The sequence below is a fragment of the Ruegeria sp. BE1 genome, from assembly GCF_056538885.1.
This window is the reverse complement of the sequence record NZ_JBQFTY010000005.1, coordinates 148,113-163,002: the sequence shown is the minus strand read 5'-3', so window position 1 is coordinate 163,002 and position 14,890 is coordinate 148,113. Positions and strand designations below refer to the sequence as shown.

The window sequence follows — 14,890 nt, the reverse complement described above, 5'->3', positions numbered from 1 at the left end:
CCGCAATGGTGTGATCACCCGCCACTCAGCGCGAAATAGCTGAGCGACTTTCCAAGGTCCTCTTTCGCGAAATTGCGGCCAATGAATACAATTTCATTGGCCCGTCGGTTTGCAGAGGGGGGCAGAATCTCGGGGGCCTGAACCGAATTGCGCACGCCCTGAAGCAGCAGAAAGCCCGCTGAGGTGTCAAACACGCCCTTCACCCGGACAATGTCATCGCCGCGGGCATGCAGCAGCGCAGATAGCCAGACGGAAAACGCGGCCCAATCGACAGAGGGGTCGATCTTGAGGCGCGTTGGCGCAATCGCGGGTAATCGCGACAGTTCGGCCAGCGCGGGAATGTCGATGGGGGCCGCGTTGGCGTCAAACTCGGGCTTGATCTCTTCGCCCAGAACAGCAGCGGAGATGGCAGCGCCGGGGTTCAGCCGTTTCAACGTCGCATGGACCGCGCTGTACGCACCGGGCGCTTGCACGTCCGCTTTGGTCAGGATGATCCGGTCCGCAGCTTCGATCTGAGCCCGCCCCAGATGCTCGGTCCCCAATTGCTGAATGATGTTGACCGCATCTGCCAGCACGATGATTTCGTCCAGCAGGATGTGATGCACCAGCATCGGGTCGCTTTGAATGGCCGTCGCGATGGCGGCGGGATCGGCCAGCCCGCTGGTCTCAAGCACGATGTGTTCAAGGCGCGCCTTGGTGGATCCGGTCTGGCTGCGGTCATTGCAAATCTGACGCAGAGCGCCAAGCAAATCGGCCTTACCGACACAACAGGCACACCCCCCGGCCAGAAGGGCAATTCCCGAGGCATGCTGTTGCAGCAGCGTGTCGTCCACCGGGGTTTCGGCCGCCTCGTTGACCAAGATATGTGCCCTGCCAAACCGCCCTAAGTACAGTTGATGACGCAACCATGTCGTTTTACCCGACCCCAGATAGCCGCCCAGAATGGTCAGCCGCATTCTGGTGTCGGTGGATACCTCGGGCCCGGACATTCACGCCGCCGCGTGCAGGAAGCGGGGGTCCAGCGGATCAAGCGCGGTTCCGGTCTGGGCTTCGGCCTCGGACCAGACCGCCTCAAGATCGGGCACGATCACCGTGCGTCCGGTGAAGGATCGCAACTGTATGCCGGGTGTCAGCCCATCATCATGGACCGCAAGCCCATAGCTTTGCAGAATCTTGTTCAGAATGCGGGCACGGCGAAATTTCAGCTGTAACCTGTCACCGGCGGCATCAGCGCCAGCGTCTGTCCAATGGCCCGGTTTGGTGGGGAAGCCACAGGCACTGCACATCGCGTATTCTCCTTGGGGAAAATGCCAGAGGGATAGCCCCTCTGGCAGGTAAGATCAGATGACCTCGGGACGCTTGTCGCTGTCGAAGGGAAAGCGCGCGCGGAAATCGTCGGCGATGGTGTTGAAATCCACCCATTCGATACCGGAATGACCGTTGATGTAGTCGATCAGCCGTTCCAGCATCAGCAACACCTGCGGACGGCCTGCGACATCGGGGTGGATGGTGATCGGGAAGACGCCGTACTCCATCTCGCGATAAACCCAGTCGAACTGATCTTTCCAAAGCTGTTCGATATCGCGGGGGCTGACAAAGCCGTGACTATTGGGCGCGTTCTTGATGAACATCATCGGCGGCAGGTCATCCACGTACCAGTTGGCCCCGATATCCACGAGGTCAATCTCTTTGCCGTGTTTTAGCGGATGCATCCATTCACCCGCGGTTTTGGAATAGTCGATCACGTTCCATTCGTCGCCGACGCGGGCATAGAAAGGCTGGAAATCGCGATAGCTTTGGCTGTGGTCATACGAGAATCCGTATTTGCCCAGCAATGCGGCGGTGACGTTCGACATTTCCCACCAGGGCGCGACATAGCCCTTGGGGGCTTCGCCGGTCAGACCCTTGATCAACTCGATGGATTTGACCAGCACGTCCTCTTCCTGCGTGGGGGTCATCGCCACCGGGTTTTCGTGCATATAGCCATGCGCGCCGATCTCATGGCCGGCCTCGACAATCATGTCCATTTCCTTGGGAAAAGTCTCCAAGGAATGCCCTGGAATGAAAAAAGATGTGCGCATCTCATATTTCTTGAACAGGCGCAAAAGGCGGGGGATACCGACCTCGGTCGCGAAAATGCCGCGCTGAATATCGTTGGGAGAATCTCCACCGCCATACGAGCCGATCTGGCCCGCGACGGAGTCGATATCCGTCCCGAAGGCGCATAGAATTTTCTTGGTCATGATTTTTCTCCTCTGTGCATTCTAAGTTTCCGAATTAGTCATTTGAATCAGCTGCGTATGATGTCTTCGGTCGCCAGCGCAGCCGCCAGTACGGCATGGTCGCGGCCATTTGGGGCCGATAGCAAAAAGCCGGTCGGCATGCCGTTGCTGTCCGTTCCGTTGGGGATCGAGACGCCGGGCCAATCCAAAAAATTTCCCAGCGACGTGTTGCGCAGCGTCAGTCCGTTATGTTCGAAAAACATGTCTTGATCCGCCTCAAGCGGAGCGATCTCCATCGCTGTGGTGACCGTGGTGGGGCAAAGCACGATGCTGTCGCCGATCAGGGCCGCAGTTTCCGCCATCAGCCGCGTACGGGCCTGTTGCAGAATGACCAGATCCACCGCGCTCATCGGGGCGGCTTGCAGAACCCGCCGGACGACGCGTGCATCCATCTGCCCGGCCTCCGGGCCATTCACCCGATCTTGATGAACAGCCAGCGCTTCGGCCCCGGCCAGAAAACCGTGCCGTGCCATAAGGTCCAGAATCTCTTGCAGCTGCGGCATTGAAATGCGGGACACACGGGCGCCCGCGCCTTCCAGACGCGCGATGGTGGCGTCGAAAGTGGTCAGAACCTCGGGGGTTGCGCCCTCAAAAACCACCTGTTCCGGGATGACGAAGCGCAGGCTGGAAATCTCGGCCGGTTTGATTTCCGGCTGGGACAGGCCACGCAGAACCGCGTCGATCAGCACGCAATCGGCAACGCTGTTGGCAAGTGGACCGATTGTGTCGAGCGATTGCGCCAGCGGAAACACGCCCTCCATCGGATAGCGCCCCATCGAGGGTTTGTACCCAACAATCCCGTTGAACGAGGCCGGGATACGCACCGACCCGCCGGTATCCGATCCCATTGACATCGGCACGATCCCGGCGGCCACCACCGCGCCGGAACCCGAGGATGATCCGCCGGGGCTGCGCGGCGTATCCGACGCGGCGTGGATATTGCGTGGAGTGCCATAATGGGGGTTCAGACCGATGCCGGAATAGGCAAACTCGGTCATGTTGACCGTCCCGACCGTGGTCAGCCCCGCCCGCGCAGCCTGTGCCACAATCGGCGCATCGGCAGTGGCCGGAGGGTTGGATTTCAAGACAACGGACCCGGCTGTGGTCACACGCCCCCTCAGGTCGAACAGGTCTTTCCAAGCGGTTGGCACCCCGTCGACAGGGCTTGAGGGGATGCCCGCGCGCCATCTCAGGTGCGAGGCTTCGGCCTCGGCCAGTGCACGGTCCTTTAGCAGGTCGATGAACAGGGCAGGGTCGTTGTGATCCTCGACCCGGTCAAAAACGCCCTCCAACAGGGCAACCGGGTTCGTGCGTCCGGCGCTTAGATCGGCTGCCATTTGGGTGATGGTCAGATTGGTCATCTCATCCAGCCCCTATCACGCGATCATCGTCGCGCCGCTGGACTGCCAGGCGACATAGGCCGATGCGCCGACCGACAGGCGGCCACGGTATTTGTCGACATGCCCCTCGGTATTGATGGTCTCGCCGTTTTCCAGCCGGACCAGCATTTGCATGATGTGGCCAATGACCTGCAGCCGCTCGATCCGACAGGGGATCAGGTTTGCGCCGAACGTGCCGTGCAACGCGCTTTGATCGGTTTCAGCGGGGATCAGTTCAACCGCTTCGGCGGGCAGAACGATGCTCATCTCTTCGCCCTGTGAATGCGCCACGTCGATCCGGTTCGTTCCCGAAATCGCGCCAAAGGGTGTGTCCAGCGTGATGGTCTGGCCCTCGGTGGCTTTGACCGTGCCGGGAATGATGGTGTTCGATCCGATAAACCGCGCGACGAACTCGCTGGTGGGACGGGTATAAAGCTCATGCGGGGGGCTGATCTGTTCGACCCTGCCTGCGTTCATCACGATGATCCGATCAGACAGCGCCAGCGCCTCGGATTGGGCGTGGGTGACGAAGACAAAGGTAATGCCAAGTTCCCGCTGCAGCAGCTTCAACTCATTCTGAATGCTTTTGCGCAGATTGGCGTCCAATGCTCCAAGGGGTTCATCCAGCAGCAGAATATCAGGCTCGACCACCAGCGAGCGGGCCAGCGCGATGCGCTGACGCTGACCGCCGGACAGGCGGCTGGTCGCCATCTCCGCGATGTCGAGCAGGCCCAACTTGTCCAGAATACCATCGACCTTGCGGTCGGCCTCATCCCGGGGAAAGCCCTTGACCTCAAGGCCGAACCGGACGTTCTGGCGCACGTTCATATGCGGAAACAGCGCATAGTTCTGAAAAATCATCGAGGTTGGGCGCTTTTCCGGCGGCTGGTCATTGATCCGCTGCCCCCGGATCAGCAGGTCGCCCGAGGTCACGCTTTCAAACCCCGAAATCATGCGCAGCGTTGTCGACTTTCCGCAGCCGGATGGGCCGAGAAAGGCGATGAATTCACCCTTTTCGACGTCCAGATTAAAGTCGATGACGGCAGGCGTGCCGTTGTCATAGACTTTGCCAACGTTTTTGAGTTGCAGATCGTAAGCCAAGGACGTTGCACCCTTTTTATGTGAAGTCTGGTAAATCGGGGATGTGGTTCAGCCAGGTCACCCCGGCTGAACCCTGTTTTGGATCAGGCCGACAGGAACTCGTCCCATTTCTGGATCAGCAGGTCGTACTCGTCCGGCCACTGGTGCCAGTAGGCGACGTTGGCGGCGCGGGTCTCCAGCGAGCCGCCATCGCGCAGGTCACCTTCCTTGATGCCGCGCTCGGTCTCGCCGACCCAGGGTTTGCCCTCGTACCAGAAGGCGTATTTGTCGGGATCCATCACCTCTTTGACGTTGGTGGTGGGCGAGTAATACCCTTGTTCGGACACAGCGATCGCGGGCGGGCCAGACAGCCAGTAATCGGCATAGGCCGTCACCGCCTCAAGGTTTGGCGATGTCTTCAATGGCGAGACGCCGATGGACCAGCCGCGATAGCCCTCTTTCATCGTGGCATAGGAACACTCCACGCCCTGCGCCTTGACCGCCATGACGGCCGGCTGCCACGCATCCGCGATGATCATCTCGCCCGAGGCCAGCAGGTTTACCAGCTCACCGAAATCTCCCCAAAGGGCGCGGAACTGGCCGTCTTTCTTCTTGGCGATCAGGAATTTCGAGGCTTCCTCGATAGCGCCCGCATCCGGGTTGCCGGGGTTTTCAACCTCAAGCAGACCCAGCGCGTTCATCGCCAGAATGGCCTGACCAAAGGCAATCAGCGGGTCCACGTTCAGGCCGGTCTTGCCCTTGAACTTGGGGTCGAACAACGCGGCCCAGGTTGACGCCTCTTCGGCATCCACCAGATCGGGGCGGTACCCGATGGAGTCGTAGTTATAGACCGTCGGCACCATGTTCAGGCGCGTCTGGCTGTCGTCTTCCCAGATCTGTCCGACGATCTGGCGATTGCGGTCCCAGCGATCCGAGGCGGTGGTGAATGTGTCGCGAATACCCGACCAGTTCTGCAGGTCGGTTGCGGCGACCGGGGCAAGCTTGTCGGTGGCCACCATCGCGGCCAGACGTTCGCCGATGATTTCCCAACAGTCATAGGCATCGGTGCCCGACAGGATCTCGGTCTGGGTGTTGGGGAAGATGTCGGCCTTGCCATTGACCGACCCCACGCCCGATTGCTGTTGGAAATCGTTCAGGATGCGTTCCTGAACCGTCACCGACAGGCCAACGGTGCGCAGTTCCTGATTTCCCAGATTTGCCGCAAAGGCCTGTTGCGCACCCATGAACGGCATACCACCTGCGGCCAGTGCCGCGCCGCCTGCGGTTGTCTGAAGGAATTTCCGTCGTGAATATGTACTCATTTCAGTTTACTCCGTGTTGCGGTCGTGTGTCTTTTTCTTTGGTTTGGGGCCACGGGCCCCGCTGCATTCAGTACCGTCCGACCAACAGGCCACCATCTACAGCAATCACTTGTCCGGTGAGGTAACGCGCCCCGTTTGAGGCAAGGAAAACAACGACATCGGCGATGTCGTCGGGTTCGCCAATCCGTCCCATCGGAATGTTGTCCCCCGCGGTTTCTGCCCCCGCAGGGCCCAGCGAATGTTCTTCGGAAAGAAGTTGCGCGGTGCGGATATATCCCGGGGCCACTCCGTTCACGCGGATGCCGTCGCGGGCCAGTTCCACGGCCAGACCGCGCACCAGCCCAACCACCCCGGCCTTGGCCGAGGAATAATGGACATGTTCGTCCCAGCCATAGGCCACACCCATGATCGAAGACAGGCAAACAATGTTCCCTGAACCGCGCGATTTCATGCCCGCAAGGGCCGGGCGGATCACCCGAAACATGCCCTTGAGGTCAATATCAAACGTGTGATCCCACTTTTCATCCGTCAGCGCGTCCAGCGGTACCCGATGGGCAATACCCGCATTGGCGACAATGATGTCGATACCCCCTTGGCGTGCCTCGATATCGGCGACGAGCGCATCCGCGCGGGCGGTGTCGCGCACGTCGAGATGATGGAACTCGGCGGTGCCGCCGGCGCCCTTGATTTCGTCCGCGACGGACTGGCCCTCGGCCTCAAGCACATCGGTGACGATCACGGTGTCACCCTGCGCCGCAAAGGCCAGCGCGCAGGCGCGGCCGATGCCGATGCCACCTCCGGTGATGAACACGGTTCTGCTCATAGCATTACGTCTCCTGAATTGGGGCAAAGGGTCTGGCCGACATAGATGCGCGCCGCGTCCGAGCACAGAAACGCGACCGTATCGGCCACGTCCTGCGGCTCACCGAAATAGCCCAGCGGAAGCTCGGCTGCCTTGGCTGCCTGCCAGTCCGGCGACAGCGCACGTACCAGTGGTGTGTTGATCGGGCCGGGGGCGACGGCATTCACGCGTATCCCGTTCGCTGACACCTCGCGCGCCAGCGCTTTGGTCATGCCCAGAATGCCGGCTTTGGCCGCCGAATAATGCACCAGTTCAACGCCGCCAATCTGCCCCAACTGGGACGCCACATTAACCACGCAGCCTTTCGCGGCGCTTAACATTTCATGAATAACAGCCTTGGTGCACAGGAATGTCCCACGCAGATGCACGGCAATCATGCGGTCAAAATCATCTACCGAAAGGTCAGTGAACGCAGACTGGTGGACATGCCCGGCATTGTTCACCAGATGGGTCGGCGCACCGAACACCTGTTTGCAATGCGCGATCATCTTCGCCACGTCGGCAGGATCAGATACATCTCCATGATGGGCTGCCGCTGCAAGGCCGATCCGGGCCGCCGTCGCCTCGGCTGCATCGGCGTTATAGTCGTTCACCAGCATCTTATAGCCATCAGCCGCCAGCTTTTCGGCAATGGCCTGTCCGATACCGGACCCGGCACCTGTCACAATCGCGATGCTCATGAGATCTCCTCCTGCATCGCGATTTTCTTGGCCCGCCGCACGCTGAGGCCCATCAGAATGCCGTAAACGGCCAGCAGCGAGAATGAGAACAACGTTGTCATCACACCGAAGGCAAAAATATTGGGGTGAATCTCAACCGAGAATGTTCCGTAGATCGCCAGCGGCAGCGTCTGATCCCGGCCCGAGGCAAACAGGGTGCGCGGGAATTCATCAAAGCTGAGCGTGAAGGCGAACAGCATAGCTGACAGCACGCCGGGGAAGATCAGCGGAAAGGTTACTTTGCGGAACGTGCGCGCCGGCGAAACACCCAGAGACCACGCGGCTTCCTCAACCGATCCGTCAAAGCGGTTCAGGATCGCCAGCATTACCAGAAAGGCAAAAGGGAAGGTATAGACGACATGCGCCACGAAGGCCGTCGACCACCAGTGCCGCTCGACACCCACAACGTTGTTGGCCAGTAGCGACGTGCCCAGCCCGGTCAGAACTCCGGGTACCATCATGCCCAGAACGATCAGGTAAAAGACGATGCCTGCCCCTTTGAAGCGGCGGCGAAAGGCCTGCGCAGCCATAACTCCCAGAACCGTGGCCGTGACCATCGTCATAAAGGCAAGAGTCAGCGACCGCAGCAGCGCCTCACCCACCGGCAATGGCGCGATGCGCGACGGCGGGGTCAGGCCGAACAGGTGCTGATACCAGTAGGTCGACCATTCGATGATAGGAAACTGTGGCCCGCCTTCGGGGCCTTGCTGGAACGACAGGATACCCAGCACGATGAACGGGCCATAAAGAAACAGGATGAACGCGGCGACGTAGACGGCGAGGATGGGCTTGAGGATTTTGGTCTCCATGATCACAGCTCGCTTTTCAGGTCGACGATGCGCAGGAAACCGGCCACGACGATGCCAAGAAGAATGGTCAGGATGACGCCCACGACCGAGGCCATCGCCCATTTGAGCGAGCCCACCTGCGTGACGATGATGTTGCCCAGCAGGTTCACCTTGCGCCCCGACAGCGCGCCCGAGGTTGCGAACTCACCCAGAACCATGACGCTGACGAAAATCGCGCCCACGACGACGCCCGGCAGGCTGAGGGGGAAGATGATCTTCCAGAAGATGCGCCCAAAGCCTGCGCCCAGATCGCGTGCAGCCTCGATAATATTGCGGTCGATGCGGCCCAGCATGAAGGCAATCGGGCCAACCATGAACACCACGTAAATCTGTGTCATGCCTATGATCACCGACAGTTCCGAGAACAACAAAACCTCGATCGGGCTGTCGATCAGCCCCAGCTTTTGCAGGATGATGTTGATCGCGCCTTCCTTGCCCAGCATCGGCCGCCATGCCAGCACGCGGATCAGGAACGAGGTCCAGAACGGGATAACGCACAGCACCAGCAACACGGTCGAGACGGTCTTGCTTTTGACCAGCAATCCCACGAACAGCGCCGCCGGGTAGCCGATGATGAAGGTCATCGCGAGGACGATCAGCCACAGCCGCAACGTCGTCCAAAGCGCGCCCACATATGCCTCAGAGCTGAAGAAGTTTTTCCAGCTGTCCAGCGTGAGCGTCGAGTTGATGGAAAAGGTGGTCTGCGTCCAGAATGAGACGTAGACAATCATCATGATCGGCGCGACCAGAAACAGGATCATCCAGAAGACACCCGGCGCCAGCAGCCAGCCGGTAAACGCGTTGCGGTCGGGGGACGATGCGCTCATGCTGCGGCCTCCTGACCAAAGACAATGGCGTGGTCCGGGTCCCAGGACAGGACATAATCCTGACCGACCTCGTATGTGTCCGGCTCACCAAAGCTGAGGTGGTGATCCACCTCGACCTGTTTGCGGTCGGCGGTTTCAAAGAAGGAAATCACCGACGACCCCAGATATTCGCTGGCCAGATACCGCGCGGGCAGGGCCGGGCCGGGCAGGGTGTCGCCCTGCCTGAAGGCTTTGGTGCGATCATAGCGGATGGCATAGACATCCTTGGCATTATGCTGCGCGTGCTGTACCGGCACCGCTCCGAACGGGCCGCGGAACGTGTTGTCCGCCAGGGTGCCGTCAAACAGGTTGAACCGGTTCAGAAACAGGGCCACATCCGAACTGGCCGGGGTGTCGTGAATCTGCTCGGGTGTACCCGTTTGGATGATGTTCCCCTGATCCAGCACCGCGACCGTGTCGCCCATCGCCAGCGCTTCGGTCTCGCTGCCGGTTACATGCAGAAAGGTCACGTCCAGCCGTTCTCGGATTTGCCGAAGCTCGGTCTGCATGCGGCCCCGGAGATTGGCGTCCAAAGCCCCGAGCGGTTCGTCCAGCAACACCAGTTTGGGCTGCATGACCAGAGTACGGGCCAGCGCCACGCGTTGTTTCTGGCCGCCGGAAATCTGGTCGGGCACGCGATCTTCCAGCCCCTTTAATCCGACCAGGTCAATCATGTCCGTGACGCGGGTCTCGACGTCTGAACCCGCCACGTCCTGCGTGCCGTTACGCAGCCCGAAGGCGATGTTTTCAAACACGGTCAGATGCGGAAACAGCGCGAAGTTCTGAAACACGAACCCAATTCCGCGCTTGTGGGCGGGCAGATCGGTGATGTCCTGACCCAGAAAGTGAATGCGGCCCATATCGGGTTTTTCGAACCCCGCCATCACACGCAGCAGTGTTGTCTTGCCTGACCCCGATGGCCCCAGCAATGAGATGTATTCGTTCTGTGTCGCCTCGAACGAAATGTCGTTGAGCGCGATCAAGTCGCCAAAGTGCCGCGAGACATTTTCCAGTCTGAAGATGGACTCTGTATGACCCATTCAATTCCCCATTTGGTATTCAGGGCGCAGACAGCGTCATGTCTTTCCAAATGGCTGCCGGACCCCCCGAGCAGCACTGAAGAGCGCACCCTTTTAAAACGCACTTCGTATGAAAGTTTGCATTTAATTATACGTCAATAATCATTTTTGGAGAAAAAACAGCGGAGATATGGGGTATTTTTCAAGAAAACCTTCATACCACCTAAATTAAAAATGAATAAAGGATACGCAAGCCAATTAAAGCGGGGAGAGATATCCCGGAATCGCCTCGGCTTCTGGGACAAGCGCAACAATCTTCAGCCGGGCCACATTCTTGTCTGCCAACAGGCGTAAATGCTCTTTCAGATACTCTGCGGCGGCATTGATCTGGCGAGAACCGATAAGATCAAACAGGACGCGGTATTGGTCGACAGCAACGTGATCGGCTGGCAGGCCCAGCCGGTTCAGCGCCTCGTTCACCGAAGACAGCAACAGCCGGTTGTTCAGTACCATCTCGACCAGGGCGGTGTTTGGTGCCCTTTCAAGACAGTGTTTCTGGAACGCCGCCTCATAGGCATCGGATTCGCGCGTCAGCCCCTGGCGGATCTGATCGCGCACTTTGTTGATTTCGACAGGATCGATAAAGTCAGCCGCCAGGATCAGTGCGGCGGGTTCGACAATCGCGCTGAGTTGGTATTTCTCGCGCAACACATGCGCCGTCAGCGGGCCGGCTAGCCAATGTGAGGACGCGCCCTTGCGAATAAGGCCACGTTCGTTCAGGCGGCTGAGCACGTCGCGCGCGACCGTGCGGCTGACGCCAAGGTAATCGGCCAGCTCGGTTTCAATCAGCCGAAATTCTCCAAAGACCTGACATGCGGCAACATCGGCCTCGACCTGGTCATAGACCCGCATCCAAGTGCCGCGGATGGCCAATGCCGACCTGGAGCGGTCGGGGATATCAAGCTGGAATTCGTTGATTGGCCGCCGGATCGGTTCCATATCAGCGTCGCCCACCAGATACCCGCGTCCACGGAACCGGTGGATCATTCCTTCTTCATGTAGTTTGCGAAGCGCCGCCTGAACCGGCGCGCGGCTGGTCAGCATGACGCGCGCAATCGGACCTTCGATCAGAACAAGACCACGGGGCAGACGTCCGGATTCGATGTTGCGTTTCAGAATCTGGCTGATGACCTCATACAACGGCTCTTGCCCGCGTACGCCCGTTGTCCGGCTCATGGTTTGCCCTCCCGGACGGCTGAGATAAAGCGGTTCCATGCCCGGGCGGCATAGTTGTATTCGTCCATGACCGTATTCCAAAGGGCGATGCGGCTGACCCGTTGATGGTACGCGCCACCCGTGCGACGCCGCCCCTTTTTGACGACGACCTGACCGTTTGTACCGACAAGATCAGAGCGGGCAACCTGACCATCATACCAATAGTCCCACTCATCCTCTGTCAGGAATTGCCGCGTGTTGTTGGGCACCGTCATGTAATAACCCTGCCGCGCCATGACGGCCCCGGCCTTACCCGTTAGCCACCAGTTCAGATACTCGTAGGCCATGCCAAGTTTGGTTCCGGTTAGATGTCGCGCAAGCGAGGCGCCCCCGTGCCACGCGCGATACCCCTCGCGGGGGACGCTTTCGACGAAATACTCTTCCATCGGACCAAGGTTGCCGTATGAGGGCGACCACATACTCTGCGCGGCCACTTTGCCCGCGTGCAACAACGCCTCGGCATCCTGAGCGGATTTCCAGCTGTCGCAAAAAAAGCCCTGTTGCCTGAGCGTCTCCAGAAGCGCCATCAGGTTATCGATTTCATTCACCGACATGTTGCAGATATCGACAAAGTTGAGATCGCCGCTGGCCTCGGCGGCCAAAGCCACATCAAAAAAACCGATCGCGGGCTCATCCACGATCGCAATCCGTCCTTTGGCCCGTTTATCCAGCAACCACGCCCAGCTGGATCCTTCGGGGCCTTCGTCGCCAAAAACGCGGCGATCAAACCCGAACGAGTCGACATTATGTGCCGTTGGCAACATCGAAATGTACTGCATGGGCTGTTGCCCGATCACGCCGTCTGGCTGGACATACAGCTTGCGGACCGGAGCGTCGCCATAGCCCTGCCGCATGTATTTGCTGACACCCCCAAGCTTGGACAAGTCGCCTATGTTGTCCCATTCGGCGATCCGCTGCGTATCAATCGGCTGCAGCGCGCCCCAATACCAAACGATGTCCAGATTGTGAAAACACTGTTCGTAGATATCGTAGTGTTCCGGATGCGTCGCCGCGCGGCGCTGACAGGTCAGAAAATCCAGAGACTCATATTCAATGTCGAACTGCAGATCTTCCATCGCCATCTTGCGAACGCTTTCCAGCAGCGTGACGTCCGTTCCGATCACCCGCAAAGTACGGCGCTTGACCCGCGGAGGCGCGGCCAGTTTGTGCTCGACAGAGAGGTCGATGGGCATTGATACTCCTGATCGCTAACCGTCTCAGACATGAGATGACGTCAAACTAGCTGCCATGCCCACAGCCGTAAATGTTGAGTTTCCAGTGTTATCGGCATCGAGGGCGCCCGGATATGTCAATGTGGCCGACTCTGATTGAAAGAACGAGGCAGAAATACCTCAACAGCATCAATGAAAACAGGAAACGCTGAAGCGGGTTATGACGCCGCTTCAGCGTTTGTTCTATTCGAATGACCAGCGGGTGCCGCTATGCGTTTGACAACCGTGCGTCCACATAGTCCCAGTTGACTATGCCATCGAAAACGGCGGCGATGTAGTCTTTGCGCCGGTTGCGGTAATCCACATAATAGGCATGTTCCCAGACATCGATGCCCAACAGGGGGAACATGTCGTGGACAAACGGGTTCTCGCCGTTCGGCGTCGAAAGAACCGTCAGTTTGCCGGACGTGTCGACAGCCAGCCAGCCCCAGCCCGACCCGAATTGCTTGCTGGACACAGTGATGAATTGCTCGCGGAAAGCCTCAAAGCTGCCGAAATCGCCTTCGATCTTTTTCTGAAGGGTTCCGGGGACGCCGGTGCCGCCGGGGATCAGCATTTTCCAGAACTCTGAATGGTTCCAGTGCTGGCCCGCATTGTTGAGAACGGTCTGGTACTTGCCCCGATCGGCTGCTGCGGCCTTGATGATGCTGTCCAGGGATTGCCCCTCAAGGGGTGTTCCGGGGATCAGTTTGTTCAGATTGCGGGCATAGCCAGCGGCATGTTTGCTGTGATGCAGCTCCATCGTCTCGGCGCTGATGACGGGTTCAAGGGCATAGTAGCTGTAATCAAGGGAGGGCAGCGTATAGGTTTCGGCGGCAATCGCCTTTTTCGCAAAAGCCGGCGCTGCTGCAACCAACAGGCCCGAGCCGGCAGACGCCAGAAATCCACGACGTGAGAGAGTCATTTTTTGGTCCTTTCCATTGCCTGTCGATGGATCCGACAGATGTCTTTAAAACACCTGCGTCATGGATTTATTCGAAGGCGGGGATGTACAAATCGCCGCAGCGGGCGTCCTGAATGGGATCGGATGTTTGGGCCGCGTCTCAATGCGGTTCGACCACACCCCGACAGGTATTGACCAGGAATTCGATGGTCGTTTGAACATGTGGGTAGGGCGCAATGTCGCTATGGGTCAAAATCCACAGGTCCAGGCACTGGGTCAGAAATCCCGGCAATGCTTCGACAAGGTCCGCGTCGGATTCCGCCATGAATTTCGGCAGCGCAGCAAAACCCAGCCCGCTTTTGACGGCCGAGAGTTGCGCGTTCACGTTATCGGTTCTGGCCGCAACATTGCATTTATCGGTAATTTTGCGGAATTCGACATCCTGCACCGTCTGGCTCAGCGCGCCGGTGGCGACAATAACATTATGGCCCAGAAAATCCTCAAGGGTTTGGATCGGTCCAAGGTCGCACAGGTATTCCCGTGACGCGTAAATCCCAAACTTCACGACGCCCAGCTTTTCGCTGTTGACGCGGTACGCTTCTGGTTCACCCATACGAAGGGCAATGTCAGCTTCGCGATTGTGCAGGTTTGCCTTTTTGTTGGACAACAGCAGGTCAATCTTGATGTGGGGGTTCAATGCGTGAAATTCGATCAGTTTCGGCGCAAGAACCGACGATCCGAACCCCTCTGGTGCAGCCACTGAAACCCGGCTGCCCTTGAAACCAAGATGGCCGCGGGCCACCTCGCCCATATGGCAAAGCTCGGTTTCGATCCCCAACGCGATTTTCAGAATGTCTTCGCCAATGGGTGTCAGCGAAACGCCCGTAGACCCGCGCTCAAACAATGGCAGGGACAAGGACTTTTCCAGCTCGCGCAGCTTGCGGCCCACCGTGGCCGGGCTTTCCGACAATTGGCCCGAGGCGGTGGCAATACTGCCCGCGCGTGCCACACACACAAGAAACCGCAGCAGGTCCCAATCCTGAACCGGGACTTTTTCCAAAGCGTCTGTCGCCGAAATGTTGTCACTCATGGTGTTGTGCCTTTGCTCTTTCCCTATGATTTC

At 58.8% G+C, this 14,890-nt stretch carries 15 protein-coding genes; all 15 read right to left on the bottom strand.

The annotated features are described in order from the left end of the window. Positions 1 to 14: 14 nt before the first annotated feature. A complete protein-coding gene (locus ACR0J5_RS15635) occupies positions 15 to 989 on the bottom strand; it encodes a CobW family GTP-binding protein (protein ID WP_480654957.1) in 975 nt (324 codons plus the stop codon). After that, on the bottom strand, positions 990 to 1,286 hold the full coding sequence (locus ACR0J5_RS15630) for a hypothetical protein (protein ID WP_480654955.1): 297 nt from the start codon (positions 1,284 to 1,286) through the stop codon (positions 990 to 992). A gap of 54 nt (positions 1,287 to 1,340) precedes the next feature. Beyond that, the gene (locus ACR0J5_RS15625) at positions 1,341 to 2,243 is read right to left on the bottom strand and encodes a polysaccharide deacetylase family protein (RefSeq protein ID WP_480654953.1); all 903 of its coding nucleotides are present in this window, start codon (positions 2,241 to 2,243) and stop codon (positions 1,341 to 1,343) included. A gap of 47 nt (positions 2,244 to 2,290) precedes the next feature. After that, positions 2,291 to 3,643 (bottom strand): amidase, encoded by a 1,353-nt coding sequence (locus ACR0J5_RS15620; RefSeq protein ID WP_480654951.1) that lies wholly within the window; start codon positions 3,641 to 3,643, stop codon positions 2,291 to 2,293. A 15-nt stretch (positions 3,644 to 3,658) separates the two neighbouring features. Continuing rightward, positions 3,659 to 4,762 (bottom strand): ABC transporter ATP-binding protein, encoded by a 1,104-nt coding sequence (locus ACR0J5_RS15615; protein ID WP_480654950.1) that lies wholly within the window; start codon positions 4,760 to 4,762, stop codon positions 3,659 to 3,661. 83 nt (positions 4,763 to 4,845) lie between these two features. After that, a complete protein-coding gene (locus tag ACR0J5_RS15610) occupies positions 4,846 to 6,063 on the bottom strand; it encodes an ABC transporter substrate-binding protein (RefSeq protein ID WP_480654948.1) in 1,218 nt (405 codons plus the stop codon). A gap of 67 nt (positions 6,064 to 6,130) precedes the next feature. Then, complete coding sequence (locus ACR0J5_RS15605; RefSeq protein ID WP_480654946.1) at positions 6,131 to 6,886, bottom strand: SDR family NAD(P)-dependent oxidoreductase; 756 nt, start codon at positions 6,884 to 6,886, stop codon at positions 6,131 to 6,133. Then, on the bottom strand, positions 6,883 to 7,605 hold the full coding sequence (locus tag ACR0J5_RS15600) for an SDR family NAD(P)-dependent oxidoreductase (RefSeq protein WP_480654944.1): 723 nt from the start codon (positions 7,603 to 7,605) through the stop codon (positions 6,883 to 6,885). The genes ACR0J5_RS15605 and ACR0J5_RS15600 overlap by 4 nt, the downstream gene beginning before the upstream one ends. After that, complete coding sequence (locus ACR0J5_RS15595) at positions 7,602 to 8,453, bottom strand: ABC transporter permease (protein ID WP_480654942.1); 852 nt, start codon at positions 8,451 to 8,453, stop codon at positions 7,602 to 7,604. Before ACR0J5_RS15595 ends, ACR0J5_RS15600 begins: the two co-directional genes overlap by 4 nt. Before the next feature lie 2 nt (positions 8,454 to 8,455). Then, the gene (locus ACR0J5_RS15590) at positions 8,456 to 9,319 is read right to left on the bottom strand and encodes an ABC transporter permease (RefSeq protein ID WP_480654940.1); all 864 of its coding nucleotides are present in this window, start codon (positions 9,317 to 9,319) and stop codon (positions 8,456 to 8,458) included. Beyond that, positions 9,316 to 10,398, bottom strand: coding sequence for an ABC transporter ATP-binding protein (locus ACR0J5_RS15585; protein WP_480654938.1), 1,083 nt, complete (start codon positions 10,396 to 10,398; stop codon positions 9,316 to 9,318). The genes ACR0J5_RS15590 and ACR0J5_RS15585 overlap by 4 nt, the downstream gene beginning before the upstream one ends. Positions 10,399 to 10,635: 237 nt before the next feature. Next, positions 10,636 to 11,613, bottom strand: a complete 978-nt coding sequence (locus ACR0J5_RS15580) for a GntR family transcriptional regulator (RefSeq protein ID WP_480654936.1) — start codon at positions 11,611 to 11,613, stop codon at positions 10,636 to 10,638. Next, positions 11,610 to 12,845 carry an ABC transporter substrate-binding protein gene (locus tag ACR0J5_RS15575; RefSeq protein WP_480654934.1) on the bottom strand — a complete coding sequence of 412 codons (1,236 nt, stop codon included), beginning with the start codon at positions 12,843 to 12,845 and terminating at the stop codon, positions 11,610 to 11,612. Before ACR0J5_RS15575 ends, ACR0J5_RS15580 begins: the two co-directional genes overlap by 4 nt. 247 nt (positions 12,846 to 13,092) lie before the next feature. Further along, entirely contained in the window at positions 13,093 to 13,788 is a 696-nt protein-coding gene (locus ACR0J5_RS15570; protein WP_480654932.1) for a superoxide dismutase, read from the bottom strand. Between the two features lie 139 nt (positions 13,789 to 13,927). Beyond that, positions 13,928 to 14,857, bottom strand: a complete 930-nt coding sequence (locus ACR0J5_RS15565; RefSeq protein WP_480654930.1) for a LysR family transcriptional regulator — start codon at positions 14,855 to 14,857, stop codon at positions 13,928 to 13,930. Positions 14,858 to 14,890: the final 33 nt, after the last annotated feature.

Bases quoted from the DNA above. Each gene is read 5' to 3' on its own strand.
- ACR0J5_RS15635 (WP_480654957.1), bottom strand. From the start codon at position 989: ATGTCCGGGCCCGAGGTATCCACCGACACCAGAATGCGGCTGACCATT.
- ACR0J5_RS15630 (WP_480654955.1), bottom strand. From the start codon at position 1,286: ATGTGCAGTGCCTGTGGCTTCCCCACCAAACCGGGCCATTGGACAGAC.
- ACR0J5_RS15625 (WP_480654953.1), bottom strand. From the start codon at position 2,243: ATGACCAAGAAAATTCTATGCGCCTTCGGGACGGATATCGACTCCGTC.
- ACR0J5_RS15620 (WP_480654951.1), bottom strand. From the start codon at position 3,643: ATGACCAATCTGACCATCACCCAAATGGCAGCCGATCTAAGCGCCGGA.
- ACR0J5_RS15610 (WP_480654948.1), bottom strand. From the start codon at position 6,063: ATGAGTACATATTCACGACGGAAATTCCTTCAGACAACCGCAGGCGGC.
- ACR0J5_RS15605 (WP_480654946.1), bottom strand. From the start codon at position 6,886: ATGAGCAGAACCGTGTTCATCACCGGAGGTGGCATCGGCATCGGCCGC.
- ACR0J5_RS15600 (WP_480654944.1), bottom strand. From the start codon at position 7,605: ATGAGCATCGCGATTGTGACAGGTGCCGGGTCCGGTATCGGACAGGCC.
- ACR0J5_RS15595 (WP_480654942.1), bottom strand. From the start codon at position 8,453: ATGGAGACCAAAATCCTCAAGCCCATCCTCGCCGTCTACGTCGCCGCG.
- ACR0J5_RS15590 (WP_480654940.1), bottom strand. From the start codon at position 9,319: ATGAGCGCATCGTCCCCCGACCGCAACGCGTTTACCGGCTGGCTGCTG.
- ACR0J5_RS15585 (WP_480654938.1), bottom strand. From the start codon at position 10,398: ATGGGTCATACAGAGTCCATCTTCAGACTGGAAAATGTCTCGCGGCAC.
- ACR0J5_RS15580 (WP_480654936.1), bottom strand. From the start codon at position 11,613: ATGAGCCGGACAACGGGCGTACGCGGGCAAGAGCCGTTGTATGAGGTC.
- ACR0J5_RS15575 (WP_480654934.1), bottom strand. From the start codon at position 12,845: ATGCCCATCGACCTCTCTGTCGAGCACAAACTGGCCGCGCCTCCGCGG.
- ACR0J5_RS15570 (WP_480654932.1), bottom strand. From the start codon at position 13,788: ATGACTCTCTCACGTCGTGGATTTCTGGCGTCTGCCGGCTCGGGCCTG.
- ACR0J5_RS15565 (WP_480654930.1), bottom strand. From the start codon at position 14,857: ATGAGTGACAACATTTCGGCGACAGACGCTTTGGAAAAAGTCCCGGTT.